12 protein-coding genes, 1 tRNA gene and 3 pseudogenes are annotated in these 15,438 nt (G+C 55.1%); 10 read left to right on the forward strand and 6 right to left on the reverse strand.

The features are described from left to right. The first annotated feature begins 344 nt into the window (after nucleotides 1-344). The 3 genes from smc to ligA all read left to right on the forward strand — a co-directional run bounded on the left by smc (nucleotide 345) and on the right by ligA (nucleotide 7,154). The gene (gene smc, locus A3OI_RS0114935; RefSeq protein ID WP_026224231.1) at nucleotides 345-3,884 is read left to right on the forward strand and encodes a chromosome segregation protein SMC; all 3,540 of its coding nucleotides are present in this window, start codon (nucleotides 345-347) and stop codon (nucleotides 3,882-3,884) included. Between the two features lie 127 nt (nucleotides 3,885-4,011). After that, nucleotides 4,012-5,085, forward strand: coding sequence for a cell division protein ZipA (gene zipA / locus A3OI_RS0114940; protein ID WP_018405059.1), 1,074 nt, complete (start codon nucleotides 4,012-4,014; stop codon nucleotides 5,083-5,085). Nucleotides 5,086-5,087: 2 nt separating this feature from the next. Next, entirely contained in the window at nucleotides 5,088-7,154 is a 2,067-nt protein-coding gene (gene ligA / locus A3OI_RS0114945) for an NAD-dependent DNA ligase LigA (protein WP_018405060.1), read from the forward strand. A 166-nt stretch (nucleotides 7,155-7,320) separates the two neighbouring features. On the opposite strand, the gene mnmC is transcribed toward ligA, so the two are convergent. From mnmC to A3OI_RS20430, 3 genes are all read right to left on the reverse strand, one after another. Then, nucleotides 7,321-8,991 carry an FAD-dependent 5-carboxymethylaminomethyl-2-thiouridine(34) oxidoreductase MnmC gene (gene mnmC / locus A3OI_RS0114950; protein WP_018405061.1) on the reverse strand — a complete coding sequence of 557 codons (1,671 nt, stop codon included), beginning with the start codon at nucleotides 8,989-8,991 and terminating at the stop codon, nucleotides 7,321-7,323. After that, the gene (locus A3OI_RS0114955) at nucleotides 8,988-9,608 is read right to left on the reverse strand and encodes a peptidylprolyl isomerase (RefSeq protein WP_018405062.1); all 621 of its coding nucleotides are present in this window, start codon (nucleotides 9,606-9,608) and stop codon (nucleotides 8,988-8,990) included. Before A3OI_RS0114955 ends, mnmC begins: the two co-directional genes overlap by 4 nt. Before the next feature lie 70 nt (nucleotides 9,609-9,678). Then, complete coding sequence (locus A3OI_RS20430) at nucleotides 9,679-10,017, reverse strand: flagellar protein FlgN (RefSeq protein ID WP_228702999.1); 339 nt, start codon at nucleotides 10,015-10,017, stop codon at nucleotides 9,679-9,681. A 47-nt stretch (nucleotides 10,018-10,064) separates the two neighbouring features. Here A3OI_RS20430 and A3OI_RS20435 point away from each other — a divergent pair, with 47 nt between their 5' ends. Next, nucleotides 10,065-10,436 carry an IS66 family transposase gene (locus A3OI_RS20435; RefSeq protein WP_267283308.1) on the forward strand — a complete coding sequence of 124 codons (372 nt, stop codon included), beginning with the start codon at nucleotides 10,065-10,067 and terminating at the stop codon, nucleotides 10,434-10,436. After that, nucleotides 10,420-10,863: a hypothetical protein gene (locus A3OI_RS20440; protein WP_018405065.1), complete on the forward strand. Its 444-nt coding sequence runs from the start codon at nucleotides 10,420-10,422 to the stop codon at nucleotides 10,861-10,863. Before A3OI_RS20435 ends, A3OI_RS20440 begins: the two co-directional genes overlap by 17 nt. 143 nt (nucleotides 10,864-11,006) lie before the next feature. On the opposite strand, the gene A3OI_RS0114975 is transcribed toward A3OI_RS20440, so the two are convergent. Then, nucleotides 11,007-11,097, reverse strand: a tRNA-Ser gene (locus tag A3OI_RS0114975). A 212-nt stretch (nucleotides 11,098-11,309) separates the two neighbouring features. Between A3OI_RS0114975 and A3OI_RS0114980 the strand changes: the two genes are divergently transcribed. Together A3OI_RS0114980 and A3OI_RS0114985 are read left to right on the forward strand one after the other, a co-directional pair. After that, nucleotides 11,310-11,909: an isochorismatase family protein gene (locus A3OI_RS0114980; RefSeq protein ID WP_018405066.1), complete on the forward strand. Its 600-nt coding sequence runs from the start codon at nucleotides 11,310-11,312 to the stop codon at nucleotides 11,907-11,909. Between the two features lie 11 nt (nucleotides 11,910-11,920). Then, complete coding sequence (locus A3OI_RS0114985) at nucleotides 11,921-12,583, forward strand: cupin domain-containing protein (protein ID WP_018405067.1); 663 nt, start codon at nucleotides 11,921-11,923, stop codon at nucleotides 12,581-12,583. Between the two features lie 90 nt (nucleotides 12,584-12,673). On the opposite strand, the gene A3OI_RS0114995 is transcribed toward A3OI_RS0114985, so the two are convergent. Both A3OI_RS0114995 and A3OI_RS0115000 read right to left on the reverse strand, forming a co-directional pair. Then, on the reverse strand, nucleotides 12,674-13,861 hold the full coding sequence (locus A3OI_RS0114995) for an MFS transporter (RefSeq protein ID WP_018405068.1): 1,188 nt from the start codon (nucleotides 13,859-13,861) through the stop codon (nucleotides 12,674-12,676). Nucleotides 13,862-13,864: 3 nt separating this feature from the next. Beyond that, nucleotides 13,865-14,068: pseudogene (locus A3OI_RS0115000) on the reverse strand (CheR family methyltransferase); the annotation flags it as partial. A gap of 88 nt (nucleotides 14,069-14,156) precedes the next feature. On the opposite strand from A3OI_RS0115000, the pseudogene A3OI_RS24810 reads away from it, so the two are divergent. From A3OI_RS24810 to A3OI_RS0115005, 3 genes and pseudogenes are all read left to right on the forward strand, one after another. Beyond that, a pseudogene (locus A3OI_RS24810) lies at nucleotides 14,157-14,303 on the forward strand (IS5/IS1182 family transposase); the annotation flags it as partial. A gap of 47 nt (nucleotides 14,304-14,350) precedes the next feature. Beyond that, nucleotides 14,351-14,476 (forward strand): annotated as a pseudogene (locus tag A3OI_RS24815) (IS5/IS1182 family transposase); the annotation flags it as partial. Nucleotides 14,477-14,572: 96 nt separating this feature from the next. Beyond that, on the forward strand, nucleotides 14,573-15,034 hold the full coding sequence (locus A3OI_RS0115005; protein WP_018405070.1) for a helix-turn-helix domain-containing protein: 462 nt from the start codon (nucleotides 14,573-14,575) through the stop codon (nucleotides 15,032-15,034). Nucleotides 15,035-15,438 lie beyond the last annotated feature (404 nt).

A 15,438-nucleotide genomic window follows, 5' to 3' on the forward strand; every position in this document is an offset into this window, starting at 1 on the left:
GACCATCATTCGCAGGTCGCGCTTGTTATAAATATTTTCTTGAAGCATCATTCCTTTTAGCTTCGACCAGTGCTCATCACTGAGCATGAATCGGGGCATGGCAAACTCGTTTTATGGGTAGTGTCGGAACCTCAATATTACGAGTTTGCCTTTTTTATTCAATGCCTTATGCGGAAACGTCAACAGACCCTAGTATCTTGAGAATCATTTTTGGAGTTTTCTTTCAGTTTTGAGGCTGTTATTGGGTTTTTGTCAAAAAATCGGCAAGCGCACCTCGCTGGGCCCCTGTGTGGTAAACTCAGCCCTTCGCCACAGATGCCATCATGAGTCGAGCTTCATAGTCTATGCGGTTGAAATCCATAAAGTTGTCAGGGTTCAAGTCGTTTGTGGATGCGACCACGGTAGCGTTCCCGTCAAACATGACAGCGGTAGTGGGGCCAAACGGCTGTGGCAAATCCAACATCATAGATGCCGTGCGATGGGTCTTGGGTGAAAGCTCAGCCAAGTATCTGCGCGGCGAATCCATGACCGATGTGATATTCAACGGCTCGAGCGCGCGCAAACCGGTGGGCCAGGCCGCGATTGAACTGGTGTTCGACAATCACAAGGGTTTGGCACCGGGTGAATTCGCCCAATACAGCGAAATTTCTGTGCGCCGCCGGGTTTCCCGCCAGGGCCAATCTGATTACTTCCTTAATGGCACCAAGTGCCGCCGCCGCGATATTACCGATCTGTTTCTGGGCACAGGCCTTGGGCCGCGCAGCTACGCCATCATTGAGCAGGGCATGATTTCCCGGTTGATTGAAGCCAGGCCCGAGGAACTCAGGGTATATATAGAGGAAGCAGCGGGCATCTCCAAGTACAAGGAGCGCCGCCGTGAAACCGAAAACCGCATTCGCCGCACCCAAGAAAATCTCGAGCGCCTGAGCGATGTGCGCGCCGAGCTGGGCCGGCAACTTCAGCACCTGGAGCGGCAAGCGGTTGCCGCTGAAAAGTACAAAACCTTCAAGCAAGACGAGCGTCGCAAAAAAGCCGAACTGACCGTGTTGCGCTGGCAACACTTAAACACCGAGCTGCAATCGTGGCATGGGCGTATTCGTGATACCGAATTGCAACTGGAAAAGCACCTGACCGGGCGTATTCGACTGGACACCGAGCTCGAAAATTTGCGCGCAGAACATCAGCAGCGCAATGAGCAGTTTAACCGTACCCAGGCGCGCTACTACGAAGCCGGGGCAGATATCGCGCGGCTTGAACAAAGCTTGCAGAACAGCCGCGACCGCAGCCGTCAAGCCAGCCTGGAAGTTGATCAGGTACTGGCCAGCGAACGCGAGCTGGCCCGTGAACTGGAGCAAGACACTGACAAACTTGCAGCGCTTGAAGAAGAACTGGCAATGCTTGAGCCAGAGCAGGAAGAGTTAAGCCTGCGGGCAGAAACCTCTGGTGAGCAGCTCCATAACGCCGAACACGACATGGCCGACTGGCAGCAACGCTGGGACGATTTCAGCGCTCGTTCAGCAGACGCGCGCCGCCAGGCCGATTTGGCACAATCGAGCATTCGCGCCTTGGAAAACGCCATCGAGCAGCTGCGGCTACGGGGTCAACGGCTGCAGCAGGAGCGCCATACTCTGCAGCAGCAGCTGGATCACGAAACTCTGGATGAACAGCGCGAACTGCAGGCTATGGCCAGCCTGAAGCGCGAAGGCGCACAGAAAATCATTGAAGATAGCCATCCGCAGTTGCAACAGCTTCGTTTGCAGCAGCAGCAAGCCGGGCAGCATCAAAACCAGCAGCGCCAGCAGGTTCAACGCCTGGAAGCCACTCTTGAGTCACAACAGCAACTGCTGGAAGAACAGCTGGGCGATACCAACGGTGCGCTGCAAGACTGGCTGAACCTGCATCAGCTGGCACAAGCACCACGCCTTGCAGCCGCTCTGGATATTGATCACGGCTGGGAATTTGCAACCGAACAGGTGCTTGGTCGCCTGTCCCAAGGCTTGGTGTTACCGCAGCTTGCTGCGCACCTGACGCTGCTTGACGATGCCCCCGCCGGTGCTGCGCTGGTGTCTGCGGATGCTGATGCCGATGCCGATGCCGATGCCGATGCCGATGCCGATGCGCCAGCAGAGTTGCAAGGGGCCACCAGCCTGGCTGCCAGAGTGCGCGGTAATGCGGCCATTATTGATGCATTGACGAATATTCTGGTGGCAGACAGCCTTCAGCAAGCGCAGCAACAGCAGCGGCAGCTGCAACACGGACAGAGTGTGATAACGCCGCAAGGGGTATGGATGGGGCGCCACTGGGTATTGATGCCTGCAGCCGATGCCAGCCAGACTGGGGTGATCGAGCGTCAAAAAACCGTACTGAGTTTGAACGCACAATTGGAGCAGGCGCAGGGGAAGCTTGAGCTGGCAGAAACGACTGGCGCAGATGCAAGCCAGGCGCTGGAACGGACAGAACAGAAGCGTGAGCAAGCCCGCCGCGAACTGACCGAGGCAGATCAGCACCTGGGCACCATTGCCGCTCAGCTTGGCGCTCTGCAAGCTCGTAGCGAGCAGATTACCCAGCGTTTGACTCAGATTGACGCTGAAGCCGCGGAGCTGGAGCTCGATCGCGAGCACCAGCATCAGCAGCTGGAGTGCGCACGGGAAGAATGGCAGCAGGGGCTAGAGGTAACAGAGGAACACGACGAGCACAAAGAACAGTTGCTGGCGCAACGTGACGTACTGCGCGAGAACCTTGAACAGCTGCGCCAGCAGGCCCGCCATGAGCGCGACCAGGCCCACCAGCTGCAACTTACGCTGCAGAGCCTGAACAGCCAGCGCGACGGCTTGCGCCAAACCATCAGTCGCGCACGTCTGCAACAGCAAAGGGTGGAAGAGCGCCTGGAGCTGTTGCGGCAGTCCCGCGAGCAGGCGGAAGAGCCTTTAGATGATCTTCAACTAGAGCTGGAAGGCTTGCTGGAGCGCAGGCTTGCCGAAGAAGACAAGCTATCCGAGGCCCGCGAGGGGCTAGAAGACCTGGACCGTCGGGTGCGCGAGGCCGATCAGGGCCGCAGCGGCACCGAGCAACAGGTCCAGCAGGTGCGCGCTGCGCTGGAAACACTGAAAATGGAATGCCAGGCGCTGGAGATTCGTGCAGGTAATCATTTGGAGCAGTTGAGCGAGCTGAACATCACTTTGCACGCGGTGCTTGAACAGCTGGACGATTCTGCCAGTGAGCAGGAATGGTCTGGGGAACTGGAAAAGATCGCCAGTCGGATACAACGTTTGGGCGCCATTAACCTGGCGGCTATTGACGAATTTCAGGTGCAGAGCGAGCGTAAAACCTATCTGGACAGCCAGCACGAAGACCTGACCGAAGCGCTGGAAATCCTGGATGGCGCCATTCGCAAGATTGACCGTGAAACCCGTCAACGTTTTAAAGAGACCTTTGATCGGGTTAATGAAGGTCTGCAGGGCTTGTTTCCCAAAGTTTTTGGTGGCGGGCACGCCAGCCTGGAACTGACAGGCGAGGATTTGCTAGAAACCGGTGTTACCATCATGGCGCGGCCACCGGGCAAGAAAAACAGCACCATTCACCTGTTATCCGGGGGTGAAAAAGCGCTGACCGCCATCGCCCTGGTGTTCGCAATATTTCAGCTTAATCCGGCGCCTTTTTGCATGCTGGACGAAGTGGACGCTCCGCTTGATGATGCCAATGTTGGCCGTTACGCGAATTTGGTAAAAGAGATGTCAAAACAGGTACAGTTTATTTACATTACGCACAATAAAATCGCCATGGAGCAGGCTGATCAGCTGATGGGTGTGACCATGTACGAGCCGGGTTGCTCGCGACTGGTTACAGTAGACGTGGAAGCCGCCGCGGCGCTGGCCGAGGCCTGATTGGGCCGCGAGTATGACAATCCAGCCACAAGCCGTGTTTGTGCGTTGTATTACGCGGGTTCAATTTTTATAGTACCCACGTTGATAGTAACAATATTCTCCGATCCGCAAACAGGACAGCAGCACTATGTCACCACTTAGGGAATGGCTAATTGCCATCGGTACCCTGGTCATTATTGGTATTGTCGTTGACGGCATTCGGCGCATGCGCCGCGCGCGCAGAGAGTCTTCGGCTATTTCCTCTGGCATGGGCGCTGATAACCTGCAGGATTCGCCGCTGGACGAACATTTCAACCCGGAACTGCCATCAGGCGGTGCTCGAACCATTTCCCGCAACGAGCTGGACCAGGATCGCACGTCCAAGAAAAAATCACGGACTGCGCGCCAGGTGCAAAAACCGACTCGGCCGGTTATCGCAGCGGGCCGAAACAAAAGCTCTGAACCTGCAACAGAAGCGGCAGCCAAAGCTCATTCGGCGTTTGTTACCCCTGCTGATAGCACTGAATTTGATAGCACCAAAGCAGATCGCGACAGCAGCGAATTTACCGAAGCGCCGCTGAGTGGCACCCACGATCAGTGGGAACCCGAGCCTTTCAGCGCAGACGTAGGCGATACCCATAGCTTCGAAAGTGATTACCCTGATATCCGCCACGCCGATGAAAACGCAGATCCACCTGTCATTGAGAAGGCTGAGCCCAAGCCCGAGCCCAAACCAGCGCCTCTGCCCCGCGATCCTTCCCAGCCTTTGCCAGGTGCCAACCGCCCGCCGGCCAAAGAAGTGATTGTTATCAACGTACTTGCCCGCACCGGTGAGGAGTTTCAGGGCCCGGCTCTGCAGCGGCTTCTGGAAGCTTGTGGCCTGCTATACGGTGATATGGACATTTACCACCGCCACGAAACCACCGATACCGCAAGCCCTGTGCAATTCAGCGTAGCCAGCGCGGTTGAGCCGGGCACTTTCAGACCCGCAGAAATCGCGACTCTGAGTACGCCCGGCATCAGCTTTTTTATGAGCCTGCCAGGGCCGGGTAATGCCTTGCAGGCTTTTAACTTCATGTACGAAACAGCGCAGGCCGTGGTGCGTAATCTCGGAGGTGAACTGAAAGACGAACGCCGCAGTGTGATGACAGCACAGACCGCTGAGCACTGCCGCCAGCGCATCCGCGAATTCGAGCGCAAGCAACGTTCAAAACGGGATTAATGATGAGCTCAGTCAGTACCAGCGTGCGCGACCGGGTTGACCAGCTGCGCACAACCATTACCGATCACAATCATCATTATTACGTGCTCGATGATCCGCAAGTGCCCGACGCCGAATACGATCGGCTGTTCCGTGAATTGCAGGCGCTAGAAGCCGAGTATCCGGAATTGGCGACGGCAACGTCGCCGACCCAGCGTGTAGGCTCCGCGGTAGAAACCAGCTTTGCGGAAGTGACCCACCGTATCCCCATGTTGTCTTTGGATAATGCCTTCAGCGCCGACGAGTTACGGGATTTCGATCGCCGCGTGCGCGAGCGCCTGAACCGGGGCAATACCGCGGGTGAAAACAGCACGGAGGACGGCGGCGACATAGAGTACGTGTGCGAGCCCAAGCTCGACGGCCTGGCGGTCAGTCTGCATTACCAGAACGGAGAGCTGGTCCGTGCTGCCACCCGCGGCGATGGTTACACCGGTGAAGATATTACCGCCAATATACGGACCATTGCGTCGGTGCCTCTTAACCTGCGCGGCGGCGATTTTCCACAAACCGTAGAGGTGCGAGGCGAGGTGTATATGCCCCGCGCCGGTTTTGACAGGCTTAACCAGCGATTGGCTGGGCGCGGTGAGAAAACCTTTGTAAATCCCCGTAACGCCGCTGCCGGCAGTCTGCGCCAGAAAAAATCCAGCGTGACCGCCAGGCGCCCATTGGAAATGTGCGCCTACAGCGTAGCGGTTACTGACGAGTCAGCGCTGCCGCCCACACACTGGGAAGGTTTGCAGCAGGTCAGTGAGTGGGGCTTTCGCATCAACCCTGAAATGTCTCTCGCTATCGGGGCCGATCAGTGCCTTGAGGCCTACGAGGCATTGATGGCCAAACGCGACAGTCTGCCTTATGAAATCGACGGTATTGTGTTCAAGGTAAACCGTCTGGATCTTCAGCAGCAGTTAGGCTTTGTCAGCCGCGCGCCGCGCTGGGCGATCGCACAAAAATTCCCGGCTCAGGAAGAGCTGACGGTGGTTGAAAGCGTGGAGTTTCAGGTCGGCCGTACCGGCGCTATTACGCCCGTGGCCCGTTTAAAGCCGGTGTTTGTCGGTGGTGTTACGGTATCCAACGCAACTTTGCACAATATGGACGAAGTGCGGCGGCTGGATTTGCACATCGGCGACACCGTGTTTATTCGCCGCGCCGGTGAGGTCATCCCGAAAGTGGTCAAAGTAGTGCAAGACAAACGGCCCTCCAATGCCGCGGTCATAGAGCTTCCGGCGCAATGCCCGGCGTGCGGTTCAGACGTTGTACAGATTGAAGGCGAAGTGATTGCCCGTTGTTCTGGTGGCCTGTTTTGTCCGGCTCAGCGCAAAGAAGCCATCCGCCATTACGCATCACGTAAAGCACTCGACATAGAAGGTCTGGGTGACAAGTGGGTGGATATTCTGGTGGACAGCGAAAAGGTTGAAACCATTGCCGATCTGTATCGGCTGCGCAAAGCAGACCTGATCGGGCTGGAGCGGATGGGCGACAAGTCTGCCAGTAATTTGATTGCGGCCATTGACGCTTCCCGCCAGCCGTTATTGTGGCGGTTTCTTTATGCGTTGGGTATTCGCGAAGTGGGCGAGGCCACGGCCAAAGGCCTTGCCGGCTACTTTGGCAGTCTGGAGGCTATTTCCGAAGCCGATGAAAACGCCCTGCAAGCGGTGTCTGATGTTGGGCCCATTGTGGCCGGGCACCTGCGCAGTTTTTTTGAGCAGCCCCATAACCAGGAAATTCTGCAGAATTTGAAGCAGGCCGGCGTTATCTGGCAAACCCAGGAAATTACCGCGGCCAGTAGGCCTCTGCATGGGCAAACCTGGGTACTGACCGGCACTATGGAGCAGATGACCCGCGACCAGGCAAAACAAAAGCTGGAAGGTTTGGGCGCAAAAGTGGCCGGCAGCGTGTCGAAAAAGACGGCGTGCGTGGTGGCCGGTGAAGCGGCGGGTTCCAAACTGACCAAAGCGCAGCAGTTAGGCGTTGACGTTCTGAGCGAGCAGGGTCTGCTAGACCTGCTGCGTGGGCATGGCTTAGAGGTCTGATTGCGCTTGATCTGCACTTGCTCGGGAACTCGTTGGCCCAAGCCAACAGCCAGAGTCCGTCGACCATTCCTGCAATGATATTACCCACCGTTGCGAAATATTTCTGACAGGCACGTTCCTATTGGCCGGCCTGGTTCACTAACGTGGATAGACATGGGCGTTTCCCTTATTCCTGCTGTAAAACGCGCTCGACACGGAGCCTGTGTGCCAATGCATGGGGTAGGGCAGCTGGCTGGCTACACATGCGATCAGCCAGGTATTCTGCCAACAGCGGTGCGTAGGTCAGGCCCTTACTGCCGAGACCGGTGAACATCCAGGCGCCGGCATTAGTCTTCATGCTTTGCGTGGCGATGGCGCCTGCCACCGGTTGATAATCGTGGGTGGTGCAGCGAAACGCCACTTGCCCTTGCAGAATTTCGTCCGCCACAGCCGGGTGGTTAATGTTGACTACGCCCGGTAGCAAGCGGTCCAGTTCCGTCAAATTTTCCTGATGACTGGCGGTGGTCGGCAGCGGGTTGCCATCGCGTAGGTCGAATGTGGCGCCGGTTACTGCTATGCCGTCGTGCTGCGGATTTAAATAGCGTGAACCACAAATAACGGCGCTGGGCGAGGTGATTGCAGCCGCTGGTAAATGGCTGACTTGCCCGCGGATGGGTTTCAGACGCAGGCGCTCGCCAGGTGCCAGCCATGCCTGGGGGAACAGTTCGGGGGTGTGTGCACCCGCGCAGATCACCAATTGATCTGATTCTACATTAAAGAGTTTATCGGACCCCGTCGCCGCATTGTTCTGTCGCGCACTAATATGCCATAAGCGGTCGCTTTGAACCATGCCGGTGACCCTGCAGTGGGGGTGCACTGTAATCAACGGGTGTTGCACCAGGGTCTGGCACAAGTGCGACGGCGCCAGCCATCCGCCCTGGGGAAACCAGAGCCCACCGCGATGAACCGTCACACCCACCAAGTCACTGGCCTGTTGCGCCGTCACCGGATACAGCACGCCGGTGGGGTAGTGATTGCGGGCCAAAAATTTATGCTGGCGTTGTTGTTCGTGGTCGTTAAAGGCCAGTTGTAACAGGCCTGTAGCGTGAAAAAAGGGCGGGTGACCGGTACTGCTCTGGTACGTTTGAAAGTGCTGATAGAAACGCTCTGCGAACAGCAGTGCAGACAGCGCTAGCGCCGTTTGCGGCGAATAATCCACCCCCAACTTGGCGTAAAGCGCACCCTGCTTATTGCCCGAAGCGGCCTGGCCTGGCGCCAGTGAATCCAGTATTTGCACAGGCACTCCGCGTTCTGCCAGGTTGCGCGCCAGGCAGGCACCGGCAATGCCAGCGCCGATAATCACCACGGAATCCGGGCGGCAGGCTGGCTGCGGATCGGGTTTGTTCAGGTCGTGCCAGGCGTCGCCTTGCGGGCCGAAGTGCAGTGTCAGTCGTACTTGCCCATCCGCAAATACCAATCGGTGCAGGCCCGCCACGGCGGGTGGCCAGGCTTGTACCAGCTGCTCGCTGAATTCGGCCAGTTGCGGCCAGAGTGAGACTGCACGCTCGAGATCGTCACGGCTAAGGGGGTGTTGCTGGTGGGAAATAAAATGCAGAACATTGCCGGGCTCAGGGCGTTGAGCCATCCAGTTCTGCCAACAGGCCAGAAAGTCCAGCCCGAGGTCGAATTCGGCGGCGGCAAAGACCGTGTGCTGAGAGTGCGTGACTCTCTCAACGTGCTGAATCTGAATTTTCTCCAGACTGAGCTCGTCATAAATCCGGTTACTGGCGCCGTTTAAGTAAAGCCTGCCACTCTCCAGCCAGGTTACTTCAGCGTGAGCAAGGGCCGGCCCGATCATGGGGTCATGGTTTCAACAACTGATATGCTTTCAATCGTAATCGCCTGAAGCGGAACATCATTCATGCCCTGGCGAGATCCTGTTTTTACATTGGCAATTGCGTCGATGGCTCCCATTCCCGAGATTACTTTACCGAACACCGCATAACCGGCACTGCGTTGACTGAGGTTAAGGAAGTCGTTGTCAGTCAGGTTGACGAAAAACTGGGCAGTAGCCGAATCCGGCGCATTGGTGCGCGCCATTGCGAGGGTACCGCGCAGGTTTGGCAGGGAGCGGCTGGCTTCGTTACGGATAGGCGGGCGGGGTTGCTTGCGCTGCAGCTGTTCAGTGAACCCGCCGCCTTGAATCATGAATCCCGGAATTACCCGATGAAATACGGTGCCTTGGTAAAAGCCCGAACGCACGTATTCCAGAAAATTGGCCACGGTGTCCGGTGCCACGTCTGGCCTCAACTGAAGTGTAAATTGGCCTTCGGAGGTGATGACATCCACGTTAACCAGATCCTGATTGCTGAATTCGCTGGCGCTATCATCAGCGTTAGCGGTGCCCACCAGAGCCCAGGTTGCGGCTAGGACAGAAAAGAAAAATGCAGAAAAAAAACGTTTCACAGCGGGCATGCTCTGGCTACCTTGGCAGATTGCGATTAAAAAGCGTGATGAAAGCGCGGCAGCGAAGCGTAACAGACGATTAACGCTTCAGGCGCTGGCCAGAATAGTACTGGATGGCACCGCGCACTATATCACTTAATCTGGCCAGGCGTTTTTGCATGTGGGCCATTACCCGGCCGTTGTTTTGATTCAGTTGCTGGCACTGGGTCAGTGCCTGATCGGCCTGTTGCCAGAGCTGGTGAAGTTCGGTTAAACCAGCGGCCGCAATGAAGCGGGAAGGGTTACCACTCTCAGGCCGAAAGCCCATAGCAACCAGAGCGTGAATCTTTAGCTTGGCGCGTTCGCGAATTTGCTCTAGCTGGGCGTTCTTTTCGTCAGTCAGTGCTTGCAGCTGTTTCATGTCAGAGGTAGACAGCAGTTCTTTTTAATCGCCTCAGAAGGGCGCTCAGAGCCAACAATGTCGCCCTGAAAACCCGTGCGATAATGGCTGTCTTACAAAGCCTGCGAGAGGCAGGGAAGCGCGGCAGGTTAAAACGATCAAAAGCCCGAAACTTGCTGGAAAGGTTGCGCAACTTTGAGCACGACGTTCTGCGTTTTATGGATGTCGAGTACGTCCCCTTCACCCACAATCAGGGGGAGAATGACCTGCGTATGACGAAAGTGCAGCAGAAAATATCCGGTTGTTTTCGATCCATGGCGGGGGCGAAGATCTTTTGTCGTGTTCGCAGTTACCTGTCAACGTGTCGTAAGCAGGGGATGTTAGCCACAGAGGCTCTGGCTTTACTCTTTCAGGGTAAAAACCCTGCGTTTATGGATACCGATGAGACTCTATTTTAATGATCATGGTGGATATGAGCTGAATAGTTACATCGGGTTTTCTATTGTTTGGCTCTTGGTCAACGGCGTGCAGCCGGATACTGGTGCTCTGCGGCCAGTGACCGCGCTGTGGATTTGTGCCATTCCGTTAATGGATATGGTGGCGATTATGATCCGTCGGGCGAGAAAGGGGCAGTCTGTCATGATGCCAGACCGGGATCACCTGCATCATATTTTCCTGCGAGCAGGGTTCACGGATCGCCAGGCGTTGTTGGTGATAACGGTTCTGGCGACTCTTTTGGCCTGCGTCGGCATTCTGGGGGACGCTTTTCAGGTCCCTGAATGGTTGATGTTCGGGCTCTTCATGTTGGTGTTTGGTTGTTACAGCTGGGCAATAGGTCATGTTTGGCGTTTGTTGGTTCTATTGCGGCGGTTGCGGTGGTTGTGACCAATTGAAGGTGCGAATTAAGTCAGCGAGGGCGATGGACCGGACAAGATAGTTGACGCTGCACACGAACTGCAAACAGACTGAATAACCGGCCAAGAAAACGGCCGGGCTATCGCACAATGGCAGGGGTTTTTAAAGAAAATTGGCGGAGAGAGAGGGATTCGAACCCTCGAAACGCTATTAACGTTTACACACTTTCCAGGCGTGCGCCATCAGCCACTCGGCCACCTCTCCTAAAACAGAGTCGAATCAGCAAGATGATCGTCGATTCGAGGGCGCAGACTTTAATCGTTTTATCGGCGCTTGGCAACCACCTTGAAACCAAAAGCCGCAAAAATTCCAGCTTGCGCGGGTAATTGTCTGTACGATAGACGTCATTCCTTTTGTGTTTATCAGGCAGCGTAATCCGTTTCAGGATATGAGCAGAATCTAAAGGCGAATAATGAATGTTGATGCAATCTGAACACTCGACCCTGCTGCTAATCGATGTCCAGGAAAAACTAATGCCAGCAATTACCAACGGGCAGGATGTCGTCAGCCAGTGTATCACGCTCGCTAAGATTGCTGGCCTGTTGAACGTGCCGGTTTTAGCCACGGAACAGTTGCCAGAGAAACTGGGACCAAATCTGGAAGCGGTCAAGGAGCTTTGCCACCGTACCCTGACCAAACATCACTTTGATGCCTGCTCGGACGGTCTGGTCGAGGCTCTACCCGAAGGCCGGCCACATATTGTTATTGCCGGCTGCGAGACCCATGTGTGCATGATGCAAACGGCACTTAGCCTGATTGATGGCGGCTACTCGCTCTGGGTTGTGGCAGATGCTACAGGGTCGCTTAAAGAATTCGATCGGGATGTCGCCCTTGAACGGCTCAGCGCTTGCGGCGCGCACATCGTTACCGTTGAAATGGTCGCGTTCGAGTGGATGCGACACTGCAAAAACACGGCTTTCAAAGATGTGCAGCAGTTCCTCGATCAAGTAGGCAGAAAACCCAATCATCCGTTCATAGCCGGGCAGCGTAATCATAAACCCCGTTTTCACCAGTAAAGAGATCAACAATGCTGAATATGGATTTTGCCCGCAGGGTTGTGGTTCACACCGGTGAACAGGAATGGCTTGCCAGCCCTTCAGGTGGTGTGGACAGAAAGCCATTGGCCCGAGAAGAGGCAGAGCGCGGCCACGCTACCAGTATTGTTCGCTATAAGCCCGGTGCGTCGTTCAGCCGCCATGAGCACCCACTGGGTGAGGAAATACTGGTGCTTGAAGGCGTGTTCTCGGATGAAACCGGCGATTACCCGGCAGGTACCTATCTGCGCAACCCGCCAGGCACGGGCCACGCGCCTTTTAGCAAGCCTGGCTGTACCCTGCTGGTGAAACTGCATCAGTTCGACAAGCGCGACCGCACTCCGGTGCGAATCAATACCCAGAAAACTCCCTGGCTTCCCGGAATCGGTGGGCTGGAAGTCATGCCCCTGCACGAATTCGAGCACGAACATGTGGCACTGGTGAAATGGCCGGCGAACGAACGTTTCCAGCCCCACCGGCATTTTGGTGGGGAAGAAATCTATGTTATTTCAGGGGAGTTTTGTGACGAGAACGGGCGGTATCCGCAGGGAACCTGGATAAGAAGCCCTCATCTGAGCCAGCATCATCCTTTTGTAGATCAAGAGACGGTTATCTGGGTAAAAACCGGCCACTTGCCTGTCGAACAGGCGAGTTAATTAACAGCGCTGTGATCCACCACGATCAGCTCTTGCAGATCAAATCCTGCTTCCAGAGCTGTTTTTCTGAACCCGGCCATGGCCTCATCGCTAACCGTCGGGCTGCGTGACGACCGAATTGCGGCGCAGGTACCAAAAAAGCATAAGCCCGGAGTGCAACAGTAAAAGTGGGATCGCAAGCAACAATAGGCCGGCCCAGCCGAGGGAGCTTAAGGCCAGCCCGGCTGACATGGACGCAACGGCCTGAAAGCCAAAAACCATCATGTCATTCAAGCCCTGCACGCGAAAGCGCTCGGAATCGCTATAGCCCTGCGGCAACAAACTGGTGCCACCCACAAACAAAAAGTTCCAGCCGATACCCAGCAGGATAAGAGCGCCAAGGTAGTGATGAAAACTGACGCCGCTGGCCGCCAGGGCAATGCAGATCAGATAGGCAACCATACCCACTAACATCATGCGCCTTATGCCCACCACCCGAATTAACCAGCCGCTTATAAGCGATGGCAAATACATGGCCATGATGTGCAACTGAATGACTCGTTTGGCATCGTCTAGCGGGTGCCCGGCCATTTCGGTCATGCTCAGGGGCGTTGCCGTCATAATAAAACTCATAATCGCGTAACCCACCGCAGCGGCGCTGATGGCAACCCATATCACCGGATTCGCAAGAATTTCACGCATCGGCCGACCACCGCCTTCATGCACCGGTCGCGGTCGTTCGCCGCTGCTGCGGTAACCGAGCACCAGTATGATCATGGCAGCAAGCTGAACCGCTGCCAGTCCCAGCCAACTGGTCAGAAACGGGTGCAGCGGATCGTCACCACCAATCGAGGCAATTTCCGGACCGACCCAGGCCGCAACCAATCCACCTAACAGAACGCGCGCCGCTGCAGTGCTGGCCAGTTTGGGGGGAACAGATTCCATAGCGGCGAAGCGGTACTGATGCACCACTGCAAGCCCACTGCCGCCAAGTACCGCCGCTAGACACAAAAGGGCAAAAGCACCTTGCCAGGAAGCCAGCGCACCCACTCCAGCAGCAACCGTGCCCATAACCGTGCCCAAAAGCATCACCGGCTTGCGCCCGACGCGAGCCATAAGCCAGGTGGCGGGTTTGACGGAGAGCACCGTACCCACCACTACGAACGCTACCGGCAAGGTCGCGTATTCAGGGCTGCCGGCCAGCGCCCGGCCTTGAATACTGCCAATAAACACAATAAATGGCGCCGTACACATGGCCATCGCCTGCGCCGCAATTAATACCCAGACATTCAATGGCATAGTTTATTTTTTCCGGTAGATAATACCCGGACTGCACTGGACCATCTCGTACAGGTCAGTTAATCCGGTAAGGGATTCCGATGCACCCAGTATAAGATAGCCGCCTGGGTTCAAGGACGCGTGAATACGGGTAAGAATGTCGCGCTTGTGCTCCGCGGAGAAATAAATCAGCACGTTGCGGCACATGACAATATCAAACTTGCCTAGGGGCTGTTGACAATTGCTCGTAAGCCTTTGAAAGGTAAGAGCAAGCTCGTATAATGAAATTCCACAACAACAATTATACGAGCCCGCAATGCCCAGATACAGGCTCACAGAGAAACTGTGGTCCAAGCTAAGAGAAATATTGCTTCAATTCAGTCTGTATAACAAGGCAGGTCTGCGTAAAACAGTCGAAGGCATTCTGTTCAGAATGCGGACCGGTGTGCCTTGGAGAGATCTGCCAGGCCACTTCGGAAAATGGAATTCTGTCTACAAAGTCTTCAATGACTGGTCGAGAATGCGTTTGCCAGACTCAAGCACTATCGTGCCGTTGCCACCCGATATGACAAGCTTGCTCGAAATTATGAGAGCATCGTGTCATTGGCTTGCGCATTTCTCTGGCTGCCGATGTGAATTGTCAACAGACCCTAGTACACTGTACATCTTAATAGTTCGCAATTAATAGCATTTTGCTATACTCGTTCTCAACCATCAATTGAGGACGACGATATGGCACCACGTTACAAGGTGACACTGACAAAAGAAGAACGAAAAGAATTGGAGGCAATTTCAACGAAGGGCAAAAGGGCCGCCCGAACCGTTTTATCTGCCCGCGCATTGCTACTGCTTGATGCTGGAGAATATGGGCCTAAATGGGTTGTTGCAAGAGTTGCTGAAGCCTTAGGGCGAACGACTCGAAGTCTCGAACATTTAAAAAAAAGATTTGTTGAAGAGGGTCTCACCGCAGCCATCGAACGGAAGAAACGCGAAACACCTCCCCGAGAAATTCTGTTTGGAGGTGAGTTTGAAGCCCGGCTTTTGGCATTGGCGTGTTCACAAGCGCCGGAAGGCCGAAAGCGTTGGACCGTACGGTTACTGGCTGAGAAAGTGGTGGAATTGGAAATAGCACCGAGTGTTTCCCCCATGACGGTATGTAACACTCTAAAAAAAATGAACTTAAGCCTCACCTGAGCAAGTACTGGAAAATACCACCGGATGAGAATGCCGCTTTTGTAGCGGCGATGGAGGACGTTCTTGATATCTATTCACGGCCATATGATCCGAAATTTCCGGTGGTCTGTATGGACGAATCGAGCATGCAGTTAATTGGCGAGGTTCATGAACCTATTCCAGCAGCTCCTGGGCCAATGTCATCAACTTAAGACATTTCCCTAAAAATATCCTATAATTAGAGCTCATCCATCAACAAGGAAATGCCCTATGGAGCACAATAAAAAAACCAACGGTTGACAACCCAACCGAGATCCTGGCTGAAAATTGTACATAAATTAACCAATCTCNTAAGCTGCCCCGATTTTATTACCCAGCATCGCACCCACCCAAAGCACTTTACCCGCAAACGCCATCTGACCTTC

It is taken from the genome of Marinobacter gelidimuriae (assembly GCF_000372805.1).
GTDB classification, from domain to species: Bacteria; Pseudomonadota; Gammaproteobacteria; order Pseudomonadales; family Oleiphilaceae; genus Marinobacter; species Marinobacter gelidimuriae.